A 25,400-nucleotide genomic window follows, 5' to 3' on the forward strand; every position below is an offset into this window, starting at 1 on the left:
TTATAAGGTTTGCTGGTTATCTGAAAACAAAGGGTAAACCCTTGGATCAGAATTTCGCCGTTCCTCCAAAGCAAAACGCGCGGACTGCCGTTTGGCAGCCCGCGCGCAGGCGGTGCATGGCCCGGTGAGCTCAGGCGGCGGCTTCGGTCACGTAGCCCATGCCGCGCGAGATCTGCAGGGCGGTGTCCTTCAGGTTCTGCAGCCAGCTGTCCTGCAGCCGGTCCGCCGGCGCCGACAGCGACAGGCCCGCCACCAGCCGGCGCGAGTCGTCATAGATGCCGGCGGCGATGCAGCGCACCCCCAGTTCCAGCTCTTCGTTGTCGCGGGCATAGCCGTTGGTGCGGACCCAGTTGAGTTCGCGTTCCAGCTTGGCCAGGTCGGTGATCGAGGTGCGGGTGTGGCCCGCCAGCCCGGTGCGGGTGGCGTAGTTGCGCACGCGCGCCGACTCGTCGGCGGCCAGGAACAGCTTGCCCACCGAGGTCAGGTGCAGCGGGGCGCGGCCGCCGATGGCGCGCACCACCTGCATGCCCGAGCGCTCGCTGTACGCGCGCTCGATATAGACGATCTCGTCGCCCTGGCGCACCGACAGGTTGACGGTCTGGCCGGTGACACGGTGCAGCGCGCGCATCGGCGCCAGCGCCGCGTCGCGCACCGACAGGCGCGCCTTGACCAGGTTGCCCAGCTCCAGCAGCCGCATGCCGAGGCGGTAGCTGCCGGGATCGGAACGGTCGACGAAGCGGCACGCGACCATGTCGTTGAGGATGCGGTGCGCGGTGGAAGGATGCAGGCCGGTGGCCAGCGACAGCTCTTTCAGGCTGACCGGGTCTGCATGCTGCGCGAGGGCGTCCAGCAGGGTCATCATGCGCTCGATGACCTGGATGGACGTCTTGCCGGGTGACTTGTCTGCGTCGGACATGGTTGGGAAAAGTAAAAATGTTGCCTTGCGGCATTTTTAAGCGTCTGCCTGATTCTATCTCGCATCGTGAAAATTTCAATAGGTGAAATGACATTACGGTAAGAATCTGTCCGTGATGTCGCACCGCCGAGTGCCGTGCATGGCACCGCATTCATGGCGCCGATGAACGCTTTGTGCGCCACCCGCGGCGCCGAACGCGCATAATTGCGGAGTTTCAGGGTCTGGGAGAAGTCAACAATGCGAGTCGGTCTGTTCCACACCTGCCTGGTGGACCTGATGCGCCCGGAGATCGGTTTTTCGGTGCTCAAGCTGCTGGAAGCCGCCGGCTACGAGGTCATGGTGCCCGAGGCGCAGACCTGCTGCGGCCAGCCGGCCTACAACTCGGGGGAGCGCGCGGTATCGCGCGACCTGGCCGAGAAATTCCTGCGCGAGTTCGAGATGTTCGACTACATCGTGGTGCCGTCGGGCAGCTGCGGCGGCATGATCCGGCATCATTACGCCGACCTGCTGCGCGACGATCCCGAGCTGAACGGCCGCTACGAGCGCCTGCGCGAGCGCGTGTTCGAGCTGACCGATTTCCTTGCCAACGTAGCCCGGATCGAGACCCTGCCGTCGACGTTCGCCGGCCAGGTCACCTACCACGATTCGTGTTCCGGCCTGCGCGAGCTGGGGGTCAAGCAGCAGCCGCGCGCGTTGCTGTCGCGCCTGCCCGGCGTGCAGCTGACCGAGATGAAGGACTGCGAGGCCTGCTGCGGTTTCGGCGGCACCTTCTCGGTCAAGTACGGCAATATCTCCACGGCCATCGTCGACGAGAAGTGCGCCAACATCCAGGCCACCGGCGCCGATGCCGTGGTGCTGGGCGACCTGGGCTGCATGCTCAATATCGAAGGCCGCCTGCGCCGCACCGGCGACAGCCGCACCCGCGTGCTGCATATCGCGCAGGTGCTGGCGGGCGACGCCTGACCGCGCCGACACCATCAGGAATTCGCCACGATGCAAGTTCACAGCATGGAATTCAAGGCGCGCGCCGGGCAGAAGCTGGCCGACCAGCGCCTGCAGCAGAACCTGAAGAAGCTTTCGACCAAGTTCGTCACGGCGCGCGCCGATGCGATCCGCGATATCGATTTCGACGCCACGCGCGAGGCCCTGAAAGAGCGCCGCAACCGCGCGCTGGAAAACCTCGACGTCTGGCTCGCCACGTTCGAAGAAAACGCCACCCGCCGCGGCGCCACCGTGCTGTTTGCCGAAACCACCGCCGATGCCGCGCGGCTGGTCGCCGAGATCGCGCAGAAGCACGGCGTGAAGAAGGTCATCAAGAGCAAGTCGATGGTGACCGAGGAAATGCGCCTGAACCAGGTGCTCGGCGAGATGGGCGTGCAGAGCATCGAGACCGACCTGGGCGAGTACATCCTGCAGATCAACGACTCGGAGCCGCCGTCGCACATCATTGCGCCGGTGGTGCACAAGGACAAGGACGAGATCGCCGACCTGTTCGCGAAGGTCCACCACAAGCCGCGGCTGACCGAGATCCCGGAAATGACGCGCGAAGCGCGCGAAGTGCTGCGCCCGGAATTCCTCAGCGCCGACATGGGCGTCACCGGCGGCAACTTCATCATCGCCGAGACCGGCTCGGTGGCGGTGGTCACCAACGAGGGCAATGAAGGCATGTGCACGGTGATGCCGCGCGTGCACGTGGCGGTGACCGGCATCGAGAAGGTGCTGCCGACGCTGGAAGACCTGGCCACGGTGATGCGCCTGCTGCCGCGCTCGGCCACCGGCCAGGCGATTTCCAACTACTTTTCGCTGCTGACCGGGCCGCGCGCCGAGGGCGAGCGCGACGGCCCCGAGCATATGTATTTCGTGCTGGTCGATGGCGGCCGCAGCGGACTGATCGGCGGCGACTTCCAGGAGATGCTGCGCTGCATCCGCTGCGGCGCCTGCATGAACCACTGCCCGGTCTACCAGAAGATCGGCGGCCATGCCTATGGCTGGGTCTATCCCGGCCCGATGGGCAGCGTGCTGACGCCCAGCTACGTCGGGCTGGCCAGCACGGTCGACCTGCCGCAGGCGGCCACCATGTGCGGCGAATGCAATCGCGTCTGCCCGGCGTCGATCCCGTTGTCCGACCTGCTGCGCAAGCTGCGCGAGAAACAGATGGAACGCGGCCTGCGGCCATGGCAGGAGCGCTTTGCGCTGAAGGCCTGGGGCTACGTGGCGAAGCGGCCCGAACTCTACGCGCTGATTGCACGCATCGGCGCCTGGTTGCTGGGCCGCATGGGCGGCAGCAACGGACTGATTGCCAGCCTGCCGCTGGCGGGCAAGGGCTGGACCGAAACACGCGACATGCCGGCGCCGTCGGGCCGCACGTTCCGCGAACTCTACAAGGAAAGGAGGGCGCGTTCATGAGCGCTGAGAATTCGGAAGCGCTGGCGCGCATGCGCGCCGCGCTGGAGCAGCACGTGGCCGGCGCAAAGCCGGCGCAGGAGCTGGTGCGCGAATGGCGCGATGCCGGCCGCGCGCTGGCCTTGCCGCCGGTCTACGGTCAGGCCATGGAAGAGCTGCTGCGCCGGCTGGAGATGGCGGCGGTGTTCGCGCAGGACAGCTGCTCGTTTTCCAGCACCGCGGTCACCGACCAGCTGGCGCGGTGGCTGGACAAGGCGGCAACGGCCTAACGCTTCATCATCCCCGTCAGCGTCTCCACGAATTCCAGCGACAGCCGCGACAGCGGCTCGGTCTGCACATGGAAGATCTGCACCGAGGCATTGACCTTGGTGCGGATCGGCACGGCGACGATATTGGGCCAGTTCGCGCCGAAGACCGTCATGGCATCGACCAGCGCGATGCCGGCGCCGGCCTGCGCCAGCGCGCGCGCCACATGGGCCTGCTCGACCTGCACCCGCACATCGGGCTGGTCGCCATCGTTGCCGAACATCTCGTGCACCAGCAGCGCGAAGGGCACTTCCGGACCATAGCCGATCAGGTCTTCGCCGAGCAGCTCGGCGGGACGCACCCATTTACGCGTGGCCAGCCGATGCTCCACCGGCACCAGCGCGACGATCTCGTTCTTCACCAGCAGCCGCGCCTCCAGATTGGGATGCACCAGCGGCATGTTCGATACCGCCAGGTCGACCTGTCCCGATAGCAGCGCGCGCAGCATGTTGCCGGGAATCTGCGTGCGCACCACCACCCGCACCGCCGGGTGCGCGGCGCGGAAGCTGGCGATGGCGCGCGGCAGCACGGTCTGCCCCAGGTTGGGGCTGCAGGTGATGCGCAGGCTGCCGGTGCGGTTGGCGGCGAGGTCCTCGGCGATCTCGTTGACGCGCTCGATCCCTTCATAGACCGCATTGACTTCGCCCAGCAGTCGCCGCGCTTCGGGGGTGGGGTAGAGCCGCCCCTTGGTGCGCCGGAACAGCTCGAGGCCGAGCCGCTGTTCGGTGTGCGACATCAGCCGGCTGATCGCCGGTTGCGACACATAAAGCAGCTTCGACGCGCCGCTGATCGAGCCGGTCAGCATCACCGCGCGGAACACCTCGATCTGGCGCAGGTTCATTTTCATGGCATTAACCTGATGTTAAGGCAGGCGGACATATAAGCATATGACAGTCAATGGCGCCAACCCTACACTGGATTTCATCGAGATACCACACACACTGATCTGGAGAGCGGGGACCGCATGGCTGACATTCATCTCACCTACCTCAACGGCCGGGACATCGCGCGGCTGGAATTGACCGATGCCGAAATCATCGCCGCGGTGGAGCTGGCACTGGTGGCGCAGGGCAACGGCCAGACCGTGATCGAGCCGCGCGTGCACCTGATGCCGGACCCCGCCTTCAACGGCCACTTCAACGTGCTGCGCGGCTACGTGGCGCCGCTGGGGCTCGCCGGGGTCAAGGTGGTCGGCGATTTCGTCGACAACTACAAGCTCGGCCTGCCGTCGGAGATGGCGATGCTGAACCTGTTCGATCCGCGCACCGGCATGCCGGTGGCGATGATCGACGCGACCTTTATCACCGATGCCCGCACCGGCGCGCTGACCGCGCTCGGCGCAAGGCACCTGGCGCGCCGCGACAGCAAGGTGCTGGGCCATATCGGCGCGCGCGGCACCTCGTACTGGAACGTGCGCCTGCTGAACAGCCTCTATGACTTCGACGAGATCCGCGTGCATTCGCGCCGGCCCGAAAGCCGCAATGCCTTTGCCGCGCGGCTGGAGCGCGATCTCGGCAAGAAGATCGTGGTGACGGAGGACTGGGAGTCGTGCGTGCGCGGCGCCGATATCGTGGTCGAGGCCTCGCGGCTGGAGCGTCCGACGCCGATGCTCAAGACCGAATGGATCAAGCCCGGTGCCTTCGTCGTGCCCTACGGCACCATGAGCGCGGTCGAGCTGTCGCTGACCGACATCATGACGCGGATGGTGGTGGACGACTGGGGGCAGTGCAAGGGCGGCATGTTCGGCTCGCTGCGCGCGCATGTCGAAGCGGGCAAGCTGTCGGAACGGACGCTTTACGGCGAACTCGGCGAGATCGCGGCCGGGCGCAAGCCGGGCCGACAGAGCGACGATGAGACCAACCTGTTCTGGCACCGCGGCCTGTCGCTCAGCGATATCGCGCTGGGACATGCGATCCTGAAGAAGGCCGGCGAGCGCGGGCTGGGCCACAAGCTGGTGTACGCATGATCGCCAACGCCCGCATGTACGCAGTCACGCCGCGGGCCGAAGCGGCCTGGCGCGCGCTGCTGGCGCGCGTGTCCGAGCGCGCCGGCGTGGCGTTGCCGTATGTCGAGCATGCCGCGCCCGCGCCGGTCAGCGCGCTGTGGGCGCGGCCCGACTGCGGCTGCGTGTTCATGTGCGGCTATCCGTATGCGAGCGCGCCGGACACGCCGCAGTTGCTGGCCGCGCCGGTTCCGGCGCAGGCGCGTTACGACGGCAGGCCGGTCTATTTCACCGAGTTCATCGTGCGCGCCGATGCGCCGGCGCAGTCGCTGGCGCAGACCTTCGGCGGGCGATTGGCATGCATGTTGCCTGAGTCGAACTCGGGCTATAACGCGCCGCGCCATTACCTGATGCGGCTGGCCCCGGCAAGTACGCAGGCGCTGTACCGGCCCGCGGCCATGGCGACGCCAACGCCGCGCGAGGTCATCGAAGCGGTGCTTGTTGGCGATGCCGAGGTGGGTGTCGTCGACAGCTATGTGATGGACCTGCTGCGCCGCTATGACCCCGCGCTGACCGCGCAACTGAAGACGCTGGCGCTGACGCCGCCGGCTCCGATCCCGGTGCTGGTCGCATCGGCCAATGCCGATCCGCGGCAGTGCATGCGCGTGCGTGCGGCCTTGCTGGGCATGCATCAGGATGCCGCCGGCACCGCGCTGATGGCGTCGCTGGAGCTGGCGCGCTTCGTCGCGGTGCAGCCTGCCGACTATGCATGCCTATCCGCGATGGCGGACGAAGCCGACCGACTGGGCTTTGCATTGACCGATGCCGCAGCCGGGGCACCATCGCCTCATCACTGCCAATTGGGGGAACCGTCATGAAATCCGCTGTGAATGCCGCTGCAAAGCCCTTATTGCATCCTGACATCCGGCGCCTTGCCGTGCATGGGCTGTTCGCCTGCGCGGCGGCGTGCGCGACATGGCTCGGTGCGGGGTCGGCCGATGCCCAGCCGCCGGCCTATCCGGCAAAGCCGGTACGCCTGATCGTGCCGTTTGCCGCGGGAGGGCCGGCCGACGTGCTGGCGCGCGCGGTCGGGGAAGGGCTGGCCAAGGCCACCGGCCAGAGCGTGCTGGTCGAGAACAAGGCCGGTGCGGCCGGCACCATCGGTGTCGACATGGTGGCCAAGGCCGCACCGGACGGCTACACCGTCGCGCTGGTGCCGGTCGGCAATATCGCGGTGAATCCCACGCTGATGCCTAATCTGCCTTACAAGCCGTCCGACCTGGCGCCGGTGGCGATGCTCGCTACTGCCGAGAACGTGCTGGTGGTCAACGCGGCCACGCCGGTGAGGACGGTGGCAGAACTGCTCAAGCTGGCCGCGCAGAAGCCGGGCGAGCTGAGCTTTGCCTCCCCCGGCGCCGGCAGCCAGGCACACCTCGCCGGCGAGCTGCTGCAGCTCGATGCCGGCGTCAAGCTGAACCACGTGCCGTACAAGGGCGTGAGCCCGGCCATGACCGATGTGGTGGGCGGGCAGGTGACGATGATGTTTGCGCAGCTGTCGGCGGCGCTGCCCTATATCAAGGCGGGCAAGCTGCGCGCGCTGGGCGTGGCCAGCGCCAAACGCTCGACGGCGCTGCCCGATGTGCCGACGATCGCCGAGCAGGGCTTCCCGAAGTTCGAGGCGGTGTCGTGGTATGCGTTGATGGTGCCGGCGGGCACGCCGCCCGAGATCGTGCGCAAGCTCAGCCAGCATGCCGACGCGGTGCTGGCGGATGCGGCGCTGAAGGAAAAGCTGGCGACGCTGGGGATGGAGGCGGCGGCTGGCACGCCGCAGCAGCTGGCGGCGACCATCCAGAAGGAAAGTACGCGATGGGCGGGGGTGATCAAGCAGCGGCGCATCACGATCGACTGATCATCGGCAACATCGGGACGCGCAAGCGCCAACGAGCAAGAAAACGGGGAGCCGAAGCTCCCCGTTTTTCTTGCCAGCGCTATCAGCCCAGCAACAGCGCATCGTCATCCAGCTGCTCATGCCGCGTCTGCTCGAACATCTTGAGCAGGTCCGGCACATCGAGCCCCTTGCGCTTGTCGCCCGAGACATCCAGCACCACCTGGCCCTGGTGCAGCATCACCGTGCGCTGCCCGTAGTCGAGCGCCTGGCGCATGCTGTGCGTGACCATCATCGTCGTCAGCTTGCTTTCCTCGACGATGCGCGCGGTCAGTTCGAGCACGAACGCGGCGGTCTTCGGGTCGAGCGCGGCGGTGTGCTCGTCCAGCAGCAGGATGCGCGACGGCTGCAGCGAGGCCATCAGCAGGCTGACCGCCTGGCGTTGGCCGCCGGAGAGCAGGCCGATGCGGTCGGTCAGGCGGTTTTCCAGGCCCAGGTTGAGCAGGCGCAGCTTCTCGCGGAACAGCTCGCGCGAGGCGCGGTTCAGCGCCGGGCGGAAGCCGCGGCGGCTGCCACGGGCCATCGCCAGCGCCATGTTCTCCTCGATCGTCAGCGCTTCGCAGGTGCCGGCCATGGGGTCCTGGAACACGCGTGCCACCAGGTGGGCGCGGTCCCACGCAGGCTTGCGCGTGACGTCGGTGTCATCGATGGTAATGCGCCCGGCGTCGACCATCTGGTCGCCGCTGATCGCATTCAGGAAGGTCGACTTGCCGGCGCCGTTGGAACCGATCACGGCCACGAACTGGCCGCTCGGGATTTCCAGGCTGAGGCCGCGCAGCGCGCGGGTCTCGATCGGGGTGCCCGGGTTGAAGGTGAGCTTCAGGTCTTGTGCGCGCAGCATCTCAGGCACCTCCGTTCTTGCGGGCAAACAGCTTCTTGCGCGTCGCCGGCAGCACCAGCGCGATCGTCACCAGCGCGGCGGTGACCAGGTTCAGGTCCTGTGCCTTGAGGCCGATGAAGTCGCTGTTCAGTGCCAGCGCGATGAAGAAGCGGTACAGGATGGCGCCCAGCACCACGGCCAGCGTGGTCCAGATCAGCCGGCGTGCCGGCAGGATGGTCTCGCCGATGATCACCGCGGCCAGGCCGATCACGATGGTGCCGATGCCCATCGAGATATCGGAGCCGCCCTGGGTCTGCGCGAACAGCGCCCCGGCCAGCGCCACCAGCGCGTTGGACAGCGCCATGCCAGCCAGCGTGGCCCGGCCGGTCGGGATGCCCTGCGCGCGCGCCATGCGCGGGTTGGCGCCGGTGGCGCGCATTGCCAGGCCCAGCTGCGAGCTGAAGAACCAGTCCAGGCCGACCTTGGCCACCACCACCACCACGAACAGCACCAGCGGGCGCAGCACGTAGTCGGGCAGCCACTCGGGCTGCAGCACGGTGAACAGCGTCGGTTCGGTGATCAGCGGCACATTGGGGCGGCCCATGATGCGCAGGTTGACCGAGTACAGCGCGATCATCATCAGGATACTGGCGAGCAGGTCCATGATCTTGAGGCGCACGTTGAGCCAGCCGGTGATCCAGCCGGCCAGCGCGCCGGCGGCGATGGCCACCATGGTGGCCAGGAACGGGTCCTGGCCCGCGGCGATCAGCGTCGCGGCCACGGCGCCGCCCAGCGGGAAGCTGCCGTCGACGGTCAGGTCGGGAAAGTTGAGGATGCGGAAGGAAATCAGCACCCCGAGCGCCACCAGGCTGAAGATCAGGCCGATCTCCAGGGCGCCCAGAAGGGAAAAGAGGGACATGGGGGAATCCTGTTGCGGGGTCCGGCGTCTGCCCTGGCGCCGGTTTCGGGGCGGTGCGCCCGGCACGCCCGGGTGGGGCCGCCGGTCGTCTCGCCCTGGTCGGTCCGGCCGGGCCGGGTAGGCCTGGCCGGCGCATCCGCCGCCTTGCGGCGGCGGCATGGCAGGGCGTGGCTGTGCTTACTTGATGACCGTCTTGGCTTCCTTGACCAGCTCCGGCGACAGCGTGACGCCTTGCTTGGCGGCCGCGCCGGTGTTGACGAACAGTTCCAGGTTGTCGCTGGTCTGCGAGGCGATCGTGCCCGGCTTCTCGCCCTTCAGGATGCGCACCACCACCTTGCCGGTCTGGTGGCCCAGGTCGCCGTAGTTGACGCCCAGTGCCGCCACGGCGCCGCGCTTGACGCTGTCGGTATCGGCCGCAACCAGCGGGATCTTCGATTCGTTGGCGACCTTGACCAGCGCCTCGTACGCCGACACCACGTTGTTGTCGGTGTTGGTGTAGATCACGTCGACCTTGCCGATCAGGCTCTTGGCGGCCGGGCCGATGTCGACGGTACGGGGTGCGGCGGCTTCCTTCAGCGTCAGGCCTTCCTTGGCCAGCAGCGCGGTCAGTTCCTTGACCACCACCACCGAGTTGGCTTCGCCCGGGTTGTAGACCATGCCCACGGTCTTGGCCTTGGGCACCACGCGCTTGATCAGGGCCACCTGCTTGTCCAGCGGCAGCTTGTCCGACACGCCGGTGACGTTGGTGCCCGACGCCGACCAGCTCTTGACCAGCTGTGCGGCGACCGGATCGGTCACGCCCGAGTACACCACCGGCACGGTCTTGGTGGCGGCGACCACGGCCTGCGCCGACGGCGTGGCGATGGCGACGATGGCGTTGGGGTTGTCGCCGACGAACTTGCGGGCGATCTGCGCGGCGGTGCCGGTGTTGCCCTGGGCGCTCTGGTATTCCCACTTCAGGCTCTTGTCGGCGTCATAGCCGGCCGCCTTCAGCTCTGCGCGCACGCCGTCGCGGATGGCGTCCAGCGCGGGATGGTCGACGATCGACAGCACCTTGACGGTCTGGGCCTGCACGGCGCCGCCGTACAGCAGTGCCAGCGCCACGGCGCCGCCCAGGATGGACTTGGATGCTGCGAGACCCTTGGTGGATTTCATTATGTGTGCTCCCCCGAAACTCGGTTCTGGATTGGATACGGCCGCGGATGGTTCGGTCCGCCGTCCTGGACCGTGCGCCGGCTGGCGCGCGGTGCCGGTCCGGGCGGGCGCGGCGGCTTCCTGCGGCGGGAGGGAGCGTGCGCGGACGCGTCGGATGCGACAGCGATAAGCCTGCGAGGATACCACTTCCCGCGCACGAAATGGACAGTCATCATGCGGAAGTGGGGCATCCGATGCTGTCAGACGCCCGCTATCCGCCATCGAGGCGCATTTAATTGCGCGGGAACCGGGATTTGCTTGTGGATTACCCTGATTGCGGTGGCCGCATCTTCATGCAATTGCGCGCCACCAGGGCGTCGAGGTTTTCCTCGACCCGGGCGGTGCGGGTGGCGCATCGGCCGGGTGGGATCGGGGGGCCTTTGGCTGGCCCCGCCGGGCTCAGCCGCGCAGCGCGGCGGCGCACTCGCGCACCAGCGCCGGGCCGCGATAGATCAGGCCGCTGTAGAGCTGCACCAGTTGGGCGCCGGCGTCGGTCTTGGCGCGCGCATCGGCGCCGCCGAAGATGCCGCCCACGCCGATGATCGGCACCGCGTCGCCGACCACGCCGTGCAGCGCACGGACCACGCGGGTCGAGGCTTCGAACACCGGGCGCCCCGACAGGCCGCCGGCTTCGTCGGCATGCGGCAGGCCCTTGACCGCGTCGCGCGAGATGGTGGTGTTGGTGGCGATCACGCCATCGATCCGGTGGCGCACCAGCGCGTCGCCGATATTGCCGATCTGGTCGGCGTCGAGATCCGGCGCGATCTTCAGCGCCAGGGGCACATAGCGCTTGTGCTGGTCGGCCAGGCGCTGCTGCGCGGCCTTCAGCGTCGACAGCAGGCTGTCGAGCTCGCTCGCGCCCTGCAGCTGGCGCAAGTTCTTGGTGTTGGGCGACGAGATATTGACCGTCACATAGCTGGCGTGCGGATAGACGCGCTCCAGGCAGTACAGGTAGTCGTCGTTGGCGCGCTCGATCGGGGTATCGGCGTTCTTGCCGATATTCAGCCCCAGCACGCCGCCCTCGGCCTTCCAGCGCGACGCCTGCACGTTCGCGACGAAGGCATCGACGCCGCCGTTGTTGAAGCCCATGCGGTTGATCAGCGCATCCGCCTGCGGCAGCCGGAACATGCGCGGGCGCGGGTTGCCCGGCTGCGCGCGCGGCGTGACCGTGCCCACCTCGATAAAGCCGAAGCCGAGCGCGGCGAGGCCGTCGATATAGGCGCCGTCCTTGTCCAGCCCCGCAGCCAGGCCGACCGGGTTGGGAAAGCGCACCCCCATGACCGTGCGCGGATCGTCGGCGATGCGGTTGCCGATGCAGCCGCCCAGGCCCATGCGATGGGCGCGCAGCAGGTTGTTCAGCGTGAAATGGTGGGCGTCCTCGGCATCCATCGAGAACAGGGCGGGACGAAACAGGGGGTAGAGCGCGTTGAGCACGTGGGCAGGCGGCCGGCGGGGCGGCGCGGAAGTCGGGACCAGGGCGGCATTGTAGCGGCTGGCCCGTCCGCGAGGGCGGTAGTGGCGGCGGCCTCGCGGCCTGATGGGGCTACGGCTTCGTCGCGGGCGGCACCGGCGCGGTGGCTTCCGCGGCCTCGGCGGCGACGTCCTCGAACGCATGCCAGTGGTTGCCGGTCAGCACCTGCAGCGGCCGGAAGCGCGCCTTGTACGCCATCTTGCGGCTGTCGGCGATCCAGTAGCCCAGGTACAGGTGCGGCAGGCCCAGCGCATGGGTCTGGCGGATCTGCCACAGGATGTTGTAGGTGCCGTAGCTGGCGTTGCGCTCGAGCGGATCGTAGAAGGTGTAGACCGACGACAGCCCGTCGTCGAGCACGTCGATCATGCTGACCATGCGCAGCCGCCCGGCCTCGGGCGAGCCGGGCGGATCGCGGAATTCGACCAGGCGCGAGTTGACGCGGCTCTGCAGCAGGAACTGCTCGTACTGGTCGCGGCTGTCCTGGTCCATGCCGCCGCCGGCATGGCGCATCGACTGGTACAGCAGGTACAGCGAATAGTGCTCTTCGACGTAGGTCAGCGGCGCCACCAGTGCCTGCAGGTGCTGGTGGCGGTTCCATGCGCGGCGCTGCGAGCGGTCCGGCGTGAACTGGTCGACCAGCACGCGGCACGGCGTGCAGGCGTGGCAATCGTCGCAATACGGCCGGTAGGTAAAGATGCCGCTGCGGCGGAAGCCCGCGCGCACCAGGCGCGAATAGACGTCGGCATTGATCAGGTGCGCCGGCGTGGCCACCTGGGAGCGCGCCATGCGGCCGTCGAGATAGCTGCAAGCGTAGGGCGCCGTGGCATAGAACTGCAGCGCGGACAGCGGTAGTTCCTTCAGCTTGCTCATGACTCAGGGGGCTCCGGGCGGGACGGCGCGGTTTGCACGGTGGTCCGCCGCGTCAGCGTCGGCACCCGTGCCGGGATTCAGCCTGCCGGCGCGGCGGGTGTCCCGGCCCAGCGCTCCAGCACCGATTTGTCGAACCGCCACGGACTGATCGCCGGCTGTGCCGTTGCCGCGCGCACATGTGCCACGAATTCGGCGCGGGGGATGGGGCGCGCACCCAGCGAGGCCAGGTGGTCGGTTTCCTGCTGGCAGTCTATCATCGCCACGCCGTGGTTGCCGAGGAACGCGCACAGCGCCGCCAGCGCGATCTTGGACGCGTCGGTGCGGTGCGCAAACATGGATTCGCCAAAGAACATCCGTCCCAGCGCCACGCCATACAGGCCGCCGACGCGCTCGCCGCGGTACCAGCTTTCGACCGAGTGGGCCAGGCCGTTGCGGTGCAGGGTGCCGTACGCGGCGATGATGGCATCGGTGATCCAGGTGCCGTCCTGGCCCTCGCGCGGCGTGGTCGCGCAGGCGCGCATCACCGCCAGGAAATCGTGGTCGACGCGGATTTCCCAGTCGGCATCGCGCAGCACGCGCCGCAGCGTCTTGCGCAGGTTGGCCGAAACGCGCAGCGCCGCCGGCGGCAGCACCATGCGCGGATCGGTGCTCCACCACAGCACCGGCTGGCCGCTCGAATACCACGGGAAGATGCCCTGGCGATACGCCAGCAGCAGCCGCTGCGGCGACAGCTCGCGGCTGGCGGCCAGCAATCCGGGGGCCTCGGAATTGGGCCCGAGCGCGTGCTCGACCGGGGGAAACGGATCTTGCGGGTCCAGCCAGGCGATCATGCGGGCTGCGCCGGAGGGCGGTGCGCGGCGGGCCCGCCGCTCAGGGAGTGACCGTGGCCCGGCTGGTCAGCGGGCGCATGGGCTTGTCGATATCCAGGCTGTGCAGCCGGAAGCTGCCGTCCTGCAGGCGGCCGGCGGCGCGGTCGGCAAAGAAGCAGCGCAGGGTATGGATCACGGTGGGGAAGGCCAGTTCATCCCAGGGCACATCGGCCTCTGCCACCAGCTTCACTTCCAGGCTTTCCTCGCCGGGCGCGATGTCGAGGTCGTCGAGCGTGGCGAGGTAGAACAGGTGCACCTGGTGCACATGCGGCACGTTCAGGATCGAAAACAGCTCGCCCACCTGCACGCGCGCGCCGGCTTCTTCCAGCGTTTCGCGCGAGGCCGCCTGGGCGGTGGTCTCGCCGATCTCCATGAAGCCCGCCGGCAGGGTCCAGAAGCCGTAGCGCGGCTCGATCGCGCGCTTGCACAGCAGGATCTTGTCTTCCCAGACCGGGATGGTGCCGACCACGTTGCGGGGATTGACGTAGTGGATGGTGCCGCAGTTGTCGCAAACACTGCGCGGGCGGTTGTCGCCGTCAGGCACGCGCAACACGACCGCATGACCACAGTTCGAGCAGAATTTCATGAGGGGCGTCCGGGAGAATGGCGAAAGTGTATCACCCTCGCGGAGCGCACCGGCGGGCGGTAGGAGTGCTGGTGCACCATGCACCGGCAGTGTCGCGGAGGCACTGCCGCGATACCGGTTGGCGACCAAAACAAAAAACCCGCCTGGGCGGGTTTGTCTGCGTTGACGGCGTCACAGATGTGCATCTGTGCGGTTGGTTGCGGGGGCAGGACTTGAACCTGCGACCTTCGGGTTATGAGCCCGACGAGCTGCCAACTGCTCCACCCCGCGTCCGTCGAAGAAAAGATTATATGGCATCCGGTTGCGCAATGCAACACCTGTTTAACAAAACCTGGCGGCGATGCGCATTGCCGCGTGCCATAACGATTAGATCGCCGCGGCGGGGCAGAGGTTCAGCCGGCCTCGGGGGTATCGCTTGTGCGCTGCCACAGCGCGGCCTCGAACTCGAAGCTGTCGCGCTGCTGCAGGTCGTCGCGCTGCCACATCACGCGGTCGCGGCGCACGGTCAGCATCCATGTGGTGGTGGCGAGCGGGGTCGGGTGCGAGAACGCGCGCGGCGTCAGCACCGCGCCGCAGGGCCCATGCTGCGGATCGCGCACCGAGGTGTAGCGGATCATGCCGAGGCCGGCTTCGCGCGCGATGCGGCCGAACGACTGGCAGGGTTCGTGGTTGTCCGGATCGGTCCAGGCGGCGCGGTCCCGGTCGAACGGCGGCTGGTCGAGCGCCACCCCGGAGGTCTCGACGCGTACTTCGAACAGCGTCTGCGCGCGCGCATCGATGCGGGGCAGCGCCGGGCTGTCGTTGAGGAAGCGCCAGCGCCAGTAGCCCAGCTCGGCACAGGCGGTGCGGATTTCGTTGGCGCCATAGAACACGCCCGGGTCCTGGCTGGCGCGAAAGCGCGAGCCCCAGGGCGAAGGTGGATAGCGGAACGGGGTGAACAGCAGATAGTGCAGATGGCGTGCCTCGACTGGCACCACCGGTTTGCCGGCGTCCAGCACGGCTTCCAGGACCGCCTGTTCCTCCAGGCTGTCGACCAGCGGCATGGTCGAGACCACATGCTGGGCTTCCACCGCCCGCCACAGCGTGAGCGCGAACTGCCGGCGCTCAGATGCGACCGCGGGTGGCGTCCAGGTAGTGAACGACACGGACCAGACCTTCGGTGGTGCGGATCAGCTCGAGCGGCTTGCCGCCCAGCGCGAGGTTGTCGTGGGTAAGCCAAAGCCGGGCCTGGTCGCCATGGCCCAGGATGGCATCGAGCGAGCGGAACAGGCGCACGAACAGGACGCCGAACTCCCACTCCTTGCGGTGCGCGTCGAGCACATAGCCGCCCGACGCCATGCGCGAGACCGAGGCCGTGCTGATGCCCAGCACGCTTGCCACCATGGCCTGGCTGATGCCCAGGAAGCCGGCGGCGCGCATGACCGCCTTGGTCAGCGTGGTGCCGGGGTCGGGGCCGCCGGCGGGATCGGTTTCCGGAATCCGCCTCGATTGCATCGCCTATGCTCCTGTTTCTTCAGAAAGATTATAGGCGATGAATTTCAGAAGGGAAGGGGCTGCTGAAGGATTCCGTGCCTATGACGCGCCGCGCCGGTTTTGCGGGGGGACGCGACTAATAGGTTTCGATATGCAGCCGTCCTTCGGCCTTCATGGTGGTTTCCAGCGCCTTCCAGTTAAGACCGGCGCCGGCGCAGACCGTTTCAAATGCGGCCAGCACGCCTTCCTCCATGCCTTTCAGGCCGCAGATATAGACATGGCCGTTGGCGTCGCCCAGCAGCGCCGCGACGCTGCCCGCGGCTTCGCGGATCGCGTCCTGGACATAGCGGCGCGGCGTAGCCGGGTCGCGCGAGAAGGCGAAATGGATGTCGAGGAAATCCCTGGGCAGCTTCAGCAGCGGGCCAAAGTAGGGCAGTTCGGCGGCATTGCGGGCGCCGAAGAACAGCAGCCGGCGCCCGCTGAATTGCGCCAGGTTGCGGCGCATGCGCTCGGTCATGGCGCGCATCGGTGCCGAGCCGGTGCCGGTGCAGATCATCATCACGCTGGCCTCGGCGTGGTTGGGCATCAGGAAGGTCGAGCCGAACGGGCCCACCACCTGCACCGTGTCGCCCTTGGCCAGGTCGCACAGGTAGTTCGACGCCACGCCGCGCACTGCCTTGCCGTCGTGGTCCTGCTCGACCCGCTTCACCGTCAGCGCGAGGTTGTTATAGCCGGGGCGCTCGCCGTCGCGCGGGCTGGCGACCGAATACATGCGGATGTAGTGCGGCTTGCCCGCGGCATCGGTGCCGGGCGGGACGATGCCGATCGACTGGCCTTCCAGGATCGGGAAGAAGTGGGTGCCGAGATCCAGCACGATATGGTGGATGTCGCTGGACGCGTCCGCGGCGGTGAGCCGGTAGTTGCCGGCCACGGTGGCGGTTACCGGTGCGCGCACGCCGTGCAGGTTCACATAGGGATGGGCGGCCGACCATGGCGCGCGCGGCGAGGTATGGCGGCTGGTCTCGACGGCCTGGATGGCGGCGTCGTCGGTTGCGGTGGTGCCGCTGCCGGCGTTGGCCGGCGCGGCCTGGTCCGCGCTGTCCAGCTCCGGCAACGGCACCTCGGCCGGCAGCTCGTCCCACAGCAGCTGTGCGTCGATCGAATAGGCCTGGCCGCGCAGCATGGTGCGCCAGTTGTCGATGGCGCCGGTCGGGCACGGCGACAGGCAGGCGTTGCAGCCGTTGCAAACGTCGGCCCGGACCACGTAGTTGCGGTCGTCATGGGTGATGGCGTCGATCGGGCAGGTGTCTTCGCAGGTGTTGCAGCGAATGCAGATTTCCGGATCGATCAGGTGCTGCTTGATGATGTCGGGGGCGCCCATGGCGTGTCTGGTTTCAGTTGAAGCGCACGTATTCGAAATCCATCGGCTGGCGGTTGATGCCCACCGCCGGCGGGGCGATCCAGTTGGCATACTTGCCAGGCTCCGTGACGCGGCCCATCAGCGAGGCGACGAAGGCGCGGTCTTCGTCGGTCGCGAGCCAGTCGCGTTCGTGAGCCTGCCATTCGGCTTCCGATATCAGCCTGCCGTCGGGCGAGACATGGACGTTGGCCAGCGTGCCGATCTTGCGGTTGAAGGCCTTGTGCGGCACCGTCAGGCGGAAGGCGATGCCGGCCTTCTCGATGACCTTGTTCCAGCGCGCTACCCCGCCCATGCTGTCCTTGATGTAGTCGTCGCGCAGCACTTCGTTGAGCGCGTTGAGCATCGGCACCTCGCGCTCGCCGAGGCGGCCGTCGCGCACTTCCGGCACGCGGTAGACATCGTTCTTGAGCACATGGTCGTCGGCGCGCTTGCCTTCCTCGAAGCGTCCCTTCAGCCCCGCGCTGTAGAAGGTGGCGGCGTTCGACGACTGGTCGGCGCCGAACAGGTCGATGGTGACGCTGTAGTGGAAGTTCAGGTAGCGCTGGATGGTCGGCAGGTCGATCACGCCGGCGGCGCGCACCTCGGCCGGGTCTTCGATGCCGCGCTCGCGCATGACCTCGCAGGTGCGCTGGATCACGCGCGACACGCCCGATTCGCCGACGAACATGTGGTGCGCTTCCTCGGTCAGCATGAAGCGCGTGGTGCGCGCGAGCGGATCGAAGCCGGACTCGGCCAGCGCGCACAGCTGGAACTTGCCGTCGCGGTCGGTGAAGTAGGTGAACATGAAGAACGACAGCCAGTCCGGCGTGCGTTCGTTGAAGGCGCCGAGGATGCGCGGGTTGTCCTGGTCGCCGGAGCGGCGCTCCAGCAGCGCCTCGGCTTCCTCGCGCCCGTCGCGGCCGAAATAGCGGTGCAGCAGGTACACCATCGCCCACAGGTGGCGGCCCTCTTCCACGTTGACCTGGAACAGGTTGCGCAGATCGTACAGGCTGGGCGCGGTCAGGCCGAGGTGGCGCTGCTGCTCGACCGAGGCGGGCTCGGTGTCGCCCTGGGTCACGATGATGCGGCGCAGGTTGGCGCGATGCTCGCCCGGCACCTCCTGCCACGCGGCCTCGCCCTTGTGCTCGCCGAAGTGGATGCGGCGCTCGGGATCGGCCGGCTGCAGAAAGATGCCCCAGCGGTAGTCCGGCATCCTGACGTGGTCGAAATGCGCCCAGCCGGATGGATCGACCGACACCGCGGTGCGCAGGTACACCTCGAACCCGTGCGAACCGTCGGGTCCCATGTCGCGCCACCAGTCGAGGAAGGCCGGCTGCCAGTGCTCCAGCGCACGCTGCAGCGCGCGGTCGTCGGACAGGTTGACGTTGTTGGGGATCTTCTGGCTGTAGTCGATGCTCACGTCTTGGTCTCCTGTGTCTTGCGGGCGCGCTAGACGCGGTCCCAGTCGAAGCGGGCCTTGTTGCCGCTGCCGAAGACCTTCAGCGCGCCGTTCTCGCCGACGGCGTTGGGGCGCTGGAAGATCCAGTTCTGCCAGGCGGTTAGCCGGCCGAAGATGCGGGTCTCCATGGTCTCGGTGCCGCCGAAGCGCAGGTTGGCTTCCATCCCTGTCAGCGCATCCGGCGACAGGCTGGCGCGTTCCTCCAGCGCGATGCGGATCTCGTCTTCCCAGTCGATATCGTCCGGCGCCGCGGTGATCAGGCCGAGCGAATCGGCGCTGAGCGCGTCCAGCGGCGCGCCGATGTGGTCGCGCACCGGGCCCAGCGCAGCTTCGTCGCCGTAGAAGCGCGCGGCCAGCCGGGTCTGGCCGTTGGGCATGGGGTAGTGGCCGAAATTGAGCGGCGAGACGAACACGCGCGGCGCGTCGTCGGGCGCGTCGGGCAGGTGCAGCATGTAGCTGCGGTCGGCCGCCAGCGCCAGTTCCAGCAGCGTGCCGGCAAAGCAGGAATCGGGCTCGATCAGCGCGATCAGGCTGCGCGATGACACGTCCAGCCGTGCCAGCGTGCGGCGCAGCATGCCCAAAGTCTCGCGCACGAACCAGTGGCCGGCGTGCGCCTGCAGCAGGGCATCGGCCGCCATCACCGCGGCCGGGTCGCCATCGGTCTTGAGCACCCAGATGCCGATGTCGAGATGGTTGGTGCGCAGCGTCAGGATGGCGTCGTCGAGTTCGCGCGCCATCTTCAGCGGCCACCATTGCGCGCCCGCTGCGACCACGCCGGCAAGGTCGGCGGGCTGGTGCTTGTCGGGCCCGAACACGGTCAGCGTGGCCTTGCGCGCGGCGGCATCGACGTGCACGCGAACGGTCTCGTAGCGATAGCCGTCCGGCTCGACGGTGCGCGACAGCGGCGTCAGCGTGATGCCGTGATGGCCTTGCGGACGGTCGCTGGTGGCCGCCAGCGCCGTGGCGCGCTCGGCCACGTATTCGGCGAAGCGCGCCGGCTTGACCACTTCGTCGACCAGCTTCCAGTCTTTGGCGCGCTGGCCGCGCACGCCTTCGGTGGTGGTGCAGAAGATGTCGGCGTGGTCGCGGCGCACATGGCGCTTGTCGGTCACGCGCGTGAGTCCTCCGGTGCCGGGCAGCACCCCAAGCAGCGGCACCTCGGGCAGGCTCACCGCCGACGAGCGGTCGTCGACCAGCACGATCTCGTCGCACGCCAGCGCCAGCTCGTAGCCGCCGCCCGCGGTGGTGCCGTTGCACGCGGCGATGAACTTCAGCCCCGAGTGCCGGCTGGCGTCCTCGATGGCATTGCGGGTCTCGTTGGTGAACTTGCAGAAGTTGACCTTCCACGCGTGCGACGACTGCCCCAGCATGAAGATGTTGGCGCCCGAGCAGAAGATGCGCTCGCGTGCGCTGGTGAGCACCACGGTGCGGACCTCGGGATGCTCGAAGCGGATGCGCTGCAGCGCGTCGTGCAGTTCGATGTCGACGCCGAGGTCGTAGGAATTGAGCTTGAGCGCATAGCCCGGACGCAGGCCGCCTTCCTCATCGACATCCATCGCCAGCGTGGCGATGGGGCCGTTGAAGCTCAGCTTCCAGTGGCGGTACTGGTCGGGATGGCGCTCGAACGTGACCGGCGCGGGGGCGTCGGCCGAGCCGGGGTGGTGCGGGGCGATTGCCGGCGTGGACATGGCTGTCTCCAGAGTGCACTATCGTGCCTTGCGGCTTTTGATGAAATATAGTGCATGGAGACGGGTGGTGCAACGTCTTTGTCGGCCGGCGCCGGGGCGGCTCAGGCGCCCGCGGCCTCCAGCCGGGCGCGCAGTTGCTGCAGCGAGGTCGCGGCATCCTGGCCGCTGGTGTCGATCGAGAGGTCGGCGCGGTCATACAGCGGCGCACGCGCCTCGAGGATGCGGCGCAGGTCGGCCATGGCCTCGCGGTTGCCTTCCATCGGCCGCATGTCGCCCTGGGCCACCACGCGCGCCATGTGCTCTTCGGGCGAGGTGCGCACCCAGATGGTGTAGCACTGCGCCAGCAGCAGGTTGAAGGTGGCCGGTTCCGACACCAGGCTGCCGGGGGTGGCCAGCACCATGCGGTCGTGTTCGCGCAGGGTCCGCTCCAGCGCGCGCATTTCGTAGCGGCGATAGGCGGCCTGGCCGTACAGCGAGTGGATTTCGGACAGGCTGGCGCCGGCTTCCTGCTCGATCACGGTATTCAGTTCGACAAAGGGCACGTCACGCACCGCGGCGAGCGCGCGCCCGAGCGTCGACTTGCCGGCGCCGCGCAGGCCGATCAGCGCGATGCGGCGGTGGCGCGCATCGCCGGCCTGTTCCGGCGCCACCGCATGGCGGCAGGCTTCGCGCACGCGCGCGAGGTCGCCGGCGGGCAGTTGCGCCAGCCACTGCACCATCTGCGCGAACTCGGACGCCTGCTGGCCGTTGAGGGTGTCCACCTCGGCCAGCACCACCGGCAGCGGCACATCGAGCGCGCGCGCCACCTGCCGCAGCAGCAGCACCGAGGCATTGCCGGTGCCGGTTTCGAGGTTGGCCAGATAGCGTTCGGACACGGCCGCGCCGCGCGCCAGGTCCTTGCGCGACATGCCGCGCGAGGCGCGCAGCGAACGGATGCGCTCGCCCAGTCGGGTCAGGTAGGGGTCGCGTTCGGCATTGGCAGCGGGCGCGGCAGGGGTGTCGGCCTCGGCGGCGCTGGCGGCGGGCAGCGGTGCGGAATCGCGGCGCATGGTGTCGGTCGGGTTTGGGGCGGCCACAAAAGGCTCGGGCAAAAGCAGGGGCGCATTATACGTTCAGCGGCTCGCGCCAAGTGGTGCCAGAGGCGGCTGCGACCGCGAGCCCTGTCCTATAGTGCATTCCCTTGGTTGCATAATAGTTGATGTGAAATAAAATGCATCAACAAGCGGATCCCCGGCTGCATTCCGGCCGGTCCCCATAACAGCGACTGGCCTGGCGCCGGCGCGCGCCCGCCGGGCAGTAGCGGGCCGCGGCGCGCGACGCCGAGGAGTGCAGACATGACGCCCCCCACCCTTGCCGCGGCCGCGGCCGGCACCGCTGGTGCCATTGCGGCGCTGCCGTCACGCTATAACGCCGCCGACGACCTGCTGTCGCGCAATCTCGCGGCCGGCCGCGGGGCCAAGACCGCTTATCGCGACGACAGCACCGCGCTGACCTACGCCGAGCTCGACGAGCGGGCCCGCCGCTTCGCCGGCGCGCTGCGTGCGGCAGGCTTGCGCCAGGAAGAGCGCCTGTTGCTGTGCGCGCTGGATACGGTCGACTTTCCGGTGGTGTTCCTGGGCTGCCTGCTGGCGGGCGTGGTGCCGGTGGCGGTCAATACCCTGCTGACGGCCGACGACTACGCCTACATGCTCGAACACAGCGGCGCGCGCGCGGTGGTGGTGTCCGAGCCGCTGCTGCCGGCGATGCAGGCCGCGATCGACAAGAGCGGGCTGTCGCCGACCGTGATCCAGGCCGCACCGCACGCGGGCGCCGCACCGTCGTGCAGTGTCGGCGCGATGCTCGCGCGCACGCGCACGCCGGCACAGACCGCGAGCACGGGGCCCGACGACATGGCGTTCTGGCTGTACTCGTCCGGATCGACCGGCCGGCCCAAGGGCACCGTGCATACCCACGCCAACCTGTTCCATACCGCCGACCTGTATGCGCGGCAAGTGCTGGGCATCCGCGAGGACGACGTGGTGTTCTCCGCGGCCAAGCTGTTCTTTGCCTACGGGCTGGGCAATGCGCTGACTTTCCCGATGTCGGTCGGCGCCACCACCGTGCTGATGGCCGAGCGCCCCACGCCCGCGGCCGTGTTCAAACGGCTGTGCGAGCACAAGCCGACGGTGTTCTGCGGCGTGCCGACGCTGTTCGCCGGCATGCTGGCCGCGCCCGAGCTGCCGGCACGCGCGCAGGTGGCCCTGCGCGTTTGCACCTCGGCCGGCGAGGCGCTGCCGCGCGATATCGGCGAACGCTTCCTGGCGCATTTCGGCTGCGACATCCTCGACGGCATCGGCTCCACCGAGATGCTGCATATCTTCCTGTCGAACCGGCCGGGCGCGGTGCGCTACGGCACCACCGGCGTGCCGGTCCCCGGCTACGAAATCCGGCTGCTCGACGAGCAGGGCCAGCCCTGCGCCGCGGGCGAGATCGGCGAGCTCTACATCAAGGGCCCGAGCGCCGCGCTGATGTACTGGTGCAACCGCGACAAGAGCCGCGAGACCTTCGTCGGCGCCTGGACCCGCAGCGGCGACAAGTACCTGCGCGATGCGGACGGCTACTACACCTACGCCGGCCGCAGCGACGACATGCTCAAGGTCGGCGGCATCTACGTCTCGCCGTTCGAGGTCGAGGCCGCGCTGGCGCAGCATCCGGCCGTGCTCGAAGCCGCGGTGATCGGCGTGACCGATGCCGACCAGCTGGTCAAGCCCAAGGCCTTCGTGGTGCTGCGCCCCGGCCAGCAATGGCACGACGGCATGGCGGCGGAACTGCAGGCCTTTATCAAGTCGCGCCTGGCGCCGTACAAATACCCGCGCCAGATCGAATGCGTGCCGGAGCTGCCCAAGACCGCGACCGGCAAGATCCAGCGTTTCCGCCTGCGCCAGCGCGAGCAGGCCGCGCGCGGCTGAACTTCCTTAACCGATGCAACCAATGTCCATGCCCGGAAGCCTGGTCGAGATCCCGTTCGACAACCGCCGTATCCAGATCGAGTACCAGTGGCTGCGCCCGGAGCGCGCGCAGCGCCCGCTGGTGGTGTTCCTGCACGAGGGCCTCGGCTCGGTCAGCATGTGGCGCGACTTTCCACTGGACTTCTGCGAGGCCGGCGATTACCGCGGGCTGGTGTTCTCCCGCTACGGCTACGGCCGCTCGACGCCACGGCCGCACGACGAGAAGTGGCGCCCCGATTTCATGCACCGGCAGGCGCGCGAGGCGTTGCCCGCGCTGTTCGATGCGCTCGAAATCGGACCCGGCCGCGCGCACGGCACGCCCTGGCTGCTCGGCCACAGCGACGGCGGTTCGATCGCGCTGATCCACGCCGCCAGCTTTCCGCGTGCCGTGGCGGGCATCACCGTGCTGGCGCCGCATATCGTGGTGGAAGACCTGTCGGTGCAAAGCATCGCGGCGACGCGCCAGGCCTACCTGGAAACCGACCTGCGCGAGCGGCTGGCACGCCACCATGCGGATGTCGATTCCGCGTTCTGGGGCTGGAACGACATCTGGCTCGACCCGGAATTCCGCCGCTGGGACCTGCGGCCGCTGCTGTCCGGCATCCGATGCCCGGTGCTGGCGGTGCAGGGCGAGGACGACGAGTACGGCACCATGGCGCAGATCGAGGGTATCCATCGATATGCCCCCCAGACCACCTTGCTTAAACTCGCGCGATGCGGACATTCGCCCCATCGCGACCAAAAAGATCCGTTGACGCTGGCCGCGGTTCGGCATATAAACGCATATACTTCAAACCTAAAATAATTCGGCTTCCCGCCGATTGCGCAGGGGTTCCCGGTGCCAGATGCGCCGACGGCCCGTGGCAAGGGCAGGGGTGACCGGCAACGGTCCAGCGAGCCAACCGGCTTGACCACCAGGAGACACCATGCGTCGCTTCCCATCGCGCAGGCTTGCGCCTGCCTGCCTTGCCGTCGCCACCGTCTTTGCCATGGCCGGCGCGTCCGCGCAGACCGCGGCCCCTGCGGCCGGCGCCCCCGCCGGCGGCAAGATCAAGGTCGGCTTCATGCTGCCGTACACCGGCACCTACGCCGCGCTGGGCAACGCCATCGAGAACGGCTTCCGCATGTACGTGCAGCAGCAGGGCGGCAAGCTGGGCGGGCGCGAGATCGAATACTTCAAGGTCGACGACGAGTCCGATCCGGCCAAGGCCCCGGAGAATGCCACCAAGCTGGTCAAGCGCGACCAGGTCGACGTGGTGGTCGGCACGGTGCATTCCGGCGTGCAGATGGGCATCGTCAAGGTGGCCAAGGAAAACAACACGCTGCTGATCATTCCCAACGCCGGCGTCGACGAGGCCACCGGGCCGCTGTGCGGGCCCAATATCTTCCGCACCTCGTTCTCGAACTGGCAGCCGGGCTATGCCATGGGCCAGGTGCTGGGCGAGCGCGGCCTGAAGAAGGTGGTGACGCTGACCTGGAAGTACGCCGCCGGGGAGCAATCGGTCAAGGGCTTCAAGGAAGCGTTCGAGGCCAAGGGCGGCAAGGTGGTGAAGGAGCTGAGCCTGCCGTTCCCCAATGTCGAGTTCCAGGCGCTGATCACCGAAGTGGCATCGCTCAAGCCCGATGCCGTGTTCGTGTTCTTTGCCGGCGGCGGCGCGGTCAAGTTCGTCAAGGACTGGGCCGCGGCCGGGCTGAAGGACAAGATCCCGCTGTACGGCTCGGGCTTCCTGACCGACGGCACGCTCGAGGCGCAGGGCAACGCCGCGCAGGGGCTGGAAACCACGCTGCATTACGCCGATGGCCTGACCAACGCGCGCGACAAGAACTTCCGCCTGGACTACGCCAAGACCTACAAGCTGCAGCCCGACGTGTACGCGGTGCAGGGCTACGATGCCGCGCAACTGCTGGCGGCCGGCGCGACCGCGGTGAAGGGCGACATGACGCGCAAGGCCGACCTGTACAAGGCCATGGGCGGCGCCCGGATCGACAGCCCGCGCGGCACCTTCACGCTGTCCAAGGCGCACAACCCGGTGCAGGACTTCTACCTGCGCAAGGTCGACGGGCGCGAGAACAAGGTCAGCTCCGTGGCGGTGAAGGCGCTGGCCGATCCGGCGCGCGGGTGCAGGCTGTAAGTCTTTTTTCATCCGCATGTT

The 25,400-nt window shown here is 68.0% G+C and carries 24 protein-coding genes and 1 tRNA gene; 9 read left to right on the top strand and 16 right to left on the bottom strand.

The window, feature by feature from the left end; translation table 11 throughout:
* Positions 1–130: 130 nt before the first annotated feature.
* Positions 131–916 (bottom strand): IclR family transcriptional regulator, encoded by a 786-nt coding sequence (locus tag C7416_RS15755; RefSeq protein ID WP_012352591.1) that lies wholly within the window; start codon positions 914–916, stop codon positions 131–133.
* A 237-nt stretch (positions 917–1,153) separates the two neighbouring features.
* Here C7416_RS15755 and C7416_RS15760 point away from each other — a divergent pair, with 237 nt between their 5' ends.
* Genes C7416_RS15760 through C7416_RS15770 form a run of 3 tightly spaced genes read left to right on the top strand, consistent with a single transcriptional unit; the run spans position 1,154 to position 3,588 of the window.
* The gene (locus tag C7416_RS15760; protein ID WP_111519773.1) at positions 1,154–1,879 is read left to right on the top strand and encodes a (Fe-S)-binding protein; all 726 of its coding nucleotides are present in this window, start codon (positions 1,154–1,156) and stop codon (positions 1,877–1,879) included.
* Between the two features lie 30 nt (positions 1,880–1,909).
* Positions 1,910–3,322 carry a LutB/LldF family L-lactate oxidation iron-sulfur protein gene (locus C7416_RS15765; protein WP_111519774.1) on the top strand — a complete coding sequence of 471 codons (1,413 nt, stop codon included), beginning with the start codon at positions 1,910–1,912 and terminating at the stop codon, positions 3,320–3,322.
* Positions 3,319–3,588, top strand: coding sequence for a hypothetical protein (locus tag C7416_RS15770; RefSeq protein ID WP_111519775.1), 270 nt, complete (start codon positions 3,319–3,321; stop codon positions 3,586–3,588). Before C7416_RS15765 ends, C7416_RS15770 begins: the two co-directional genes overlap by 4 nt.
* Here the strand turns inward: C7416_RS15770 and C7416_RS15775 are convergent.
* A complete protein-coding gene (locus C7416_RS15775) occupies positions 3,585–4,472 on the bottom strand; it encodes a LysR family transcriptional regulator (protein WP_111519776.1) in 888 nt (295 codons plus the stop codon). The genes C7416_RS15770 and C7416_RS15775 overlap by 4 nt on opposite strands.
* A gap of 117 nt (positions 4,473–4,589) precedes the next feature.
* Between C7416_RS15775 and C7416_RS15780 the strand changes: the two genes are divergently transcribed.
* Genes C7416_RS15780 through C7416_RS15790 form a run of 3 tightly spaced genes read left to right on the top strand, consistent with a single transcriptional unit; the run spans position 4,590 to position 7,476 of the window.
* A complete protein-coding gene (locus C7416_RS15780) occupies positions 4,590–5,591 on the top strand; it encodes an ornithine cyclodeaminase family protein (protein ID WP_111519777.1) in 1,002 nt (333 codons plus the stop codon).
* A complete protein-coding gene (locus C7416_RS15785; protein WP_111519778.1) occupies positions 5,588–6,445 on the top strand; it encodes a phosphate/phosphite/phosphonate ABC transporter substrate-binding protein in 858 nt (285 codons plus the stop codon). Before C7416_RS15780 ends, C7416_RS15785 begins: the two co-directional genes overlap by 4 nt.
* Positions 6,442–7,476, top strand: a complete 1,035-nt coding sequence (locus tag C7416_RS15790) for a Bug family tripartite tricarboxylate transporter substrate binding protein (RefSeq protein WP_111519779.1) — start codon at positions 6,442–6,444, stop codon at positions 7,474–7,476. Before C7416_RS15785 ends, C7416_RS15790 begins: the two co-directional genes overlap by 4 nt.
* 82 nt (positions 7,477–7,558) lie before the next feature.
* Here the strand turns inward: C7416_RS15790 and C7416_RS15795 are convergent, their stop codons facing one another.
* The 14 genes from C7416_RS15795 to C7416_RS15860 form a co-directional block, all read right to left on the bottom strand.
* Positions 7,559–8,353 (bottom strand): ABC transporter ATP-binding protein, encoded by a 795-nt coding sequence (locus C7416_RS15795; RefSeq protein WP_062798235.1) that lies wholly within the window; start codon positions 8,351–8,353, stop codon positions 7,559–7,561.
* Position 8,354: 1 nt separating this feature from the next.
* Positions 8,355–9,251: an ABC transporter permease gene (locus C7416_RS15800; RefSeq protein ID WP_062798238.1), complete on the bottom strand. Its 897-nt coding sequence runs from the start codon at positions 9,249–9,251 to the stop codon at positions 8,355–8,357.
* A 177-nt stretch (positions 9,252–9,428) separates the two neighbouring features.
* Entirely contained in the window at positions 9,429–10,406 is a 978-nt protein-coding gene (locus C7416_RS15805) for an ABC transporter substrate-binding protein (RefSeq protein ID WP_111519780.1), read from the bottom strand.
* Positions 10,407–10,844: 438 nt separating this feature from the next.
* Positions 10,845–11,879, bottom strand: a complete 1,035-nt coding sequence (locus tag C7416_RS15810; RefSeq protein WP_111519781.1) for a quinone-dependent dihydroorotate dehydrogenase — start codon at positions 11,877–11,879, stop codon at positions 10,845–10,847.
* A gap of 109 nt (positions 11,880–11,988) precedes the next feature.
* Entirely contained in the window at positions 11,989–12,786 is a 798-nt protein-coding gene (locus tag C7416_RS15815) for an arginyltransferase (protein ID WP_111519782.1), read from the bottom strand.
* A gap of 77 nt (positions 12,787–12,863) precedes the next feature.
* Entirely contained in the window at positions 12,864–13,616 is a 753-nt protein-coding gene (gene aat / locus C7416_RS15820; RefSeq protein ID WP_111519783.1) for a leucyl/phenylalanyl-tRNA--protein transferase, read from the bottom strand.
* Between the two features lie 40 nt (positions 13,617–13,656).
* Positions 13,657–14,241, bottom strand: a complete 585-nt coding sequence (locus tag C7416_RS15825; RefSeq protein WP_062798246.1) for an NUDIX hydrolase — start codon at positions 14,239–14,241, stop codon at positions 13,657–13,659.
* A 194-nt stretch (positions 14,242–14,435) separates the two neighbouring features.
* Positions 14,436–14,511: transfer RNA gene (locus tag C7416_RS15830), tRNA-Met, on the bottom strand.
* Between the two features lie 122 nt (positions 14,512–14,633).
* Positions 14,634–15,386, bottom strand: a complete 753-nt coding sequence (locus C7416_RS15835) for an RES family NAD+ phosphorylase (RefSeq protein ID WP_111519784.1) — start codon at positions 15,384–15,386, stop codon at positions 14,634–14,636.
* Entirely contained in the window at positions 15,346–15,735 is a 390-nt protein-coding gene (locus C7416_RS15840) for an MbcA/ParS/Xre antitoxin family protein (RefSeq protein ID WP_018004354.1), read from the bottom strand. Before C7416_RS15840 ends, C7416_RS15835 begins: the two co-directional genes overlap by 41 nt.
* Positions 15,736–15,850: 115 nt before the next feature.
* Positions 15,851–17,095: a benzoyl-CoA 2,3-epoxidase subunit BoxA gene (boxA, locus tag C7416_RS15845; protein WP_111519785.1), complete on the bottom strand. Its 1,245-nt coding sequence runs from the start codon at positions 17,093–17,095 to the stop codon at positions 15,851–15,853.
* A 13-nt stretch (positions 17,096–17,108) separates the two neighbouring features.
* Positions 17,109–18,533, bottom strand: coding sequence for a benzoyl-CoA 2,3-epoxidase subunit BoxB (gene boxB / locus C7416_RS15850; protein WP_111519786.1), 1,425 nt, complete (start codon positions 18,531–18,533; stop codon positions 17,109–17,111).
* Between the two features lie 29 nt (positions 18,534–18,562).
* Positions 18,563–20,260 carry a 2,3-epoxybenzoyl-CoA dihydrolase gene (boxC, locus tag C7416_RS15855; RefSeq protein WP_111519787.1) on the bottom strand — a complete coding sequence of 566 codons (1,698 nt, stop codon included), beginning with the start codon at positions 20,258–20,260 and terminating at the stop codon, positions 18,563–18,565.
* A 101-nt stretch (positions 20,261–20,361) separates the two neighbouring features.
* Positions 20,362–21,309, bottom strand: a complete 948-nt coding sequence (locus tag C7416_RS15860; RefSeq protein WP_111519900.1) for a helix-turn-helix transcriptional regulator — start codon at positions 21,307–21,309, stop codon at positions 20,362–20,364.
* A gap of 285 nt (positions 21,310–21,594) precedes the next feature.
* Here C7416_RS15860 and C7416_RS15865 point away from each other — a divergent pair, with 285 nt between their 5' ends.
* The 3 genes from C7416_RS15865 to C7416_RS15875 all read left to right on the top strand — a co-directional run bounded on the left by C7416_RS15865 (position 21,595) and on the right by C7416_RS15875 (position 25,379).
* A complete protein-coding gene (locus tag C7416_RS15865) occupies positions 21,595–23,208 on the top strand; it encodes a benzoate-CoA ligase family protein (protein WP_111519788.1) in 1,614 nt (537 codons plus the stop codon).
* A 13-nt stretch (positions 23,209–23,221) separates the two neighbouring features.
* On the top strand, positions 23,222–24,052 hold the full coding sequence (locus C7416_RS15870) for an alpha/beta fold hydrolase (RefSeq protein ID WP_111519789.1): 831 nt from the start codon (positions 23,222–23,224) through the stop codon (positions 24,050–24,052).
* Positions 24,053–24,173: 121 nt separating this feature from the next.
* Positions 24,174–25,379, top strand: a complete 1,206-nt coding sequence (locus tag C7416_RS15875; RefSeq protein WP_111519790.1) for an ABC transporter substrate-binding protein — start codon at positions 24,174–24,176, stop codon at positions 25,377–25,379.
* Positions 25,380–25,400 lie beyond the last annotated feature (21 nt).

This window comes from Cupriavidus phytorum (assembly GCF_003254285.1).
Taxonomy (GTDB): domain Bacteria; phylum Pseudomonadota; class Gammaproteobacteria; order Burkholderiales; family Burkholderiaceae; genus Cupriavidus; species Cupriavidus phytorum.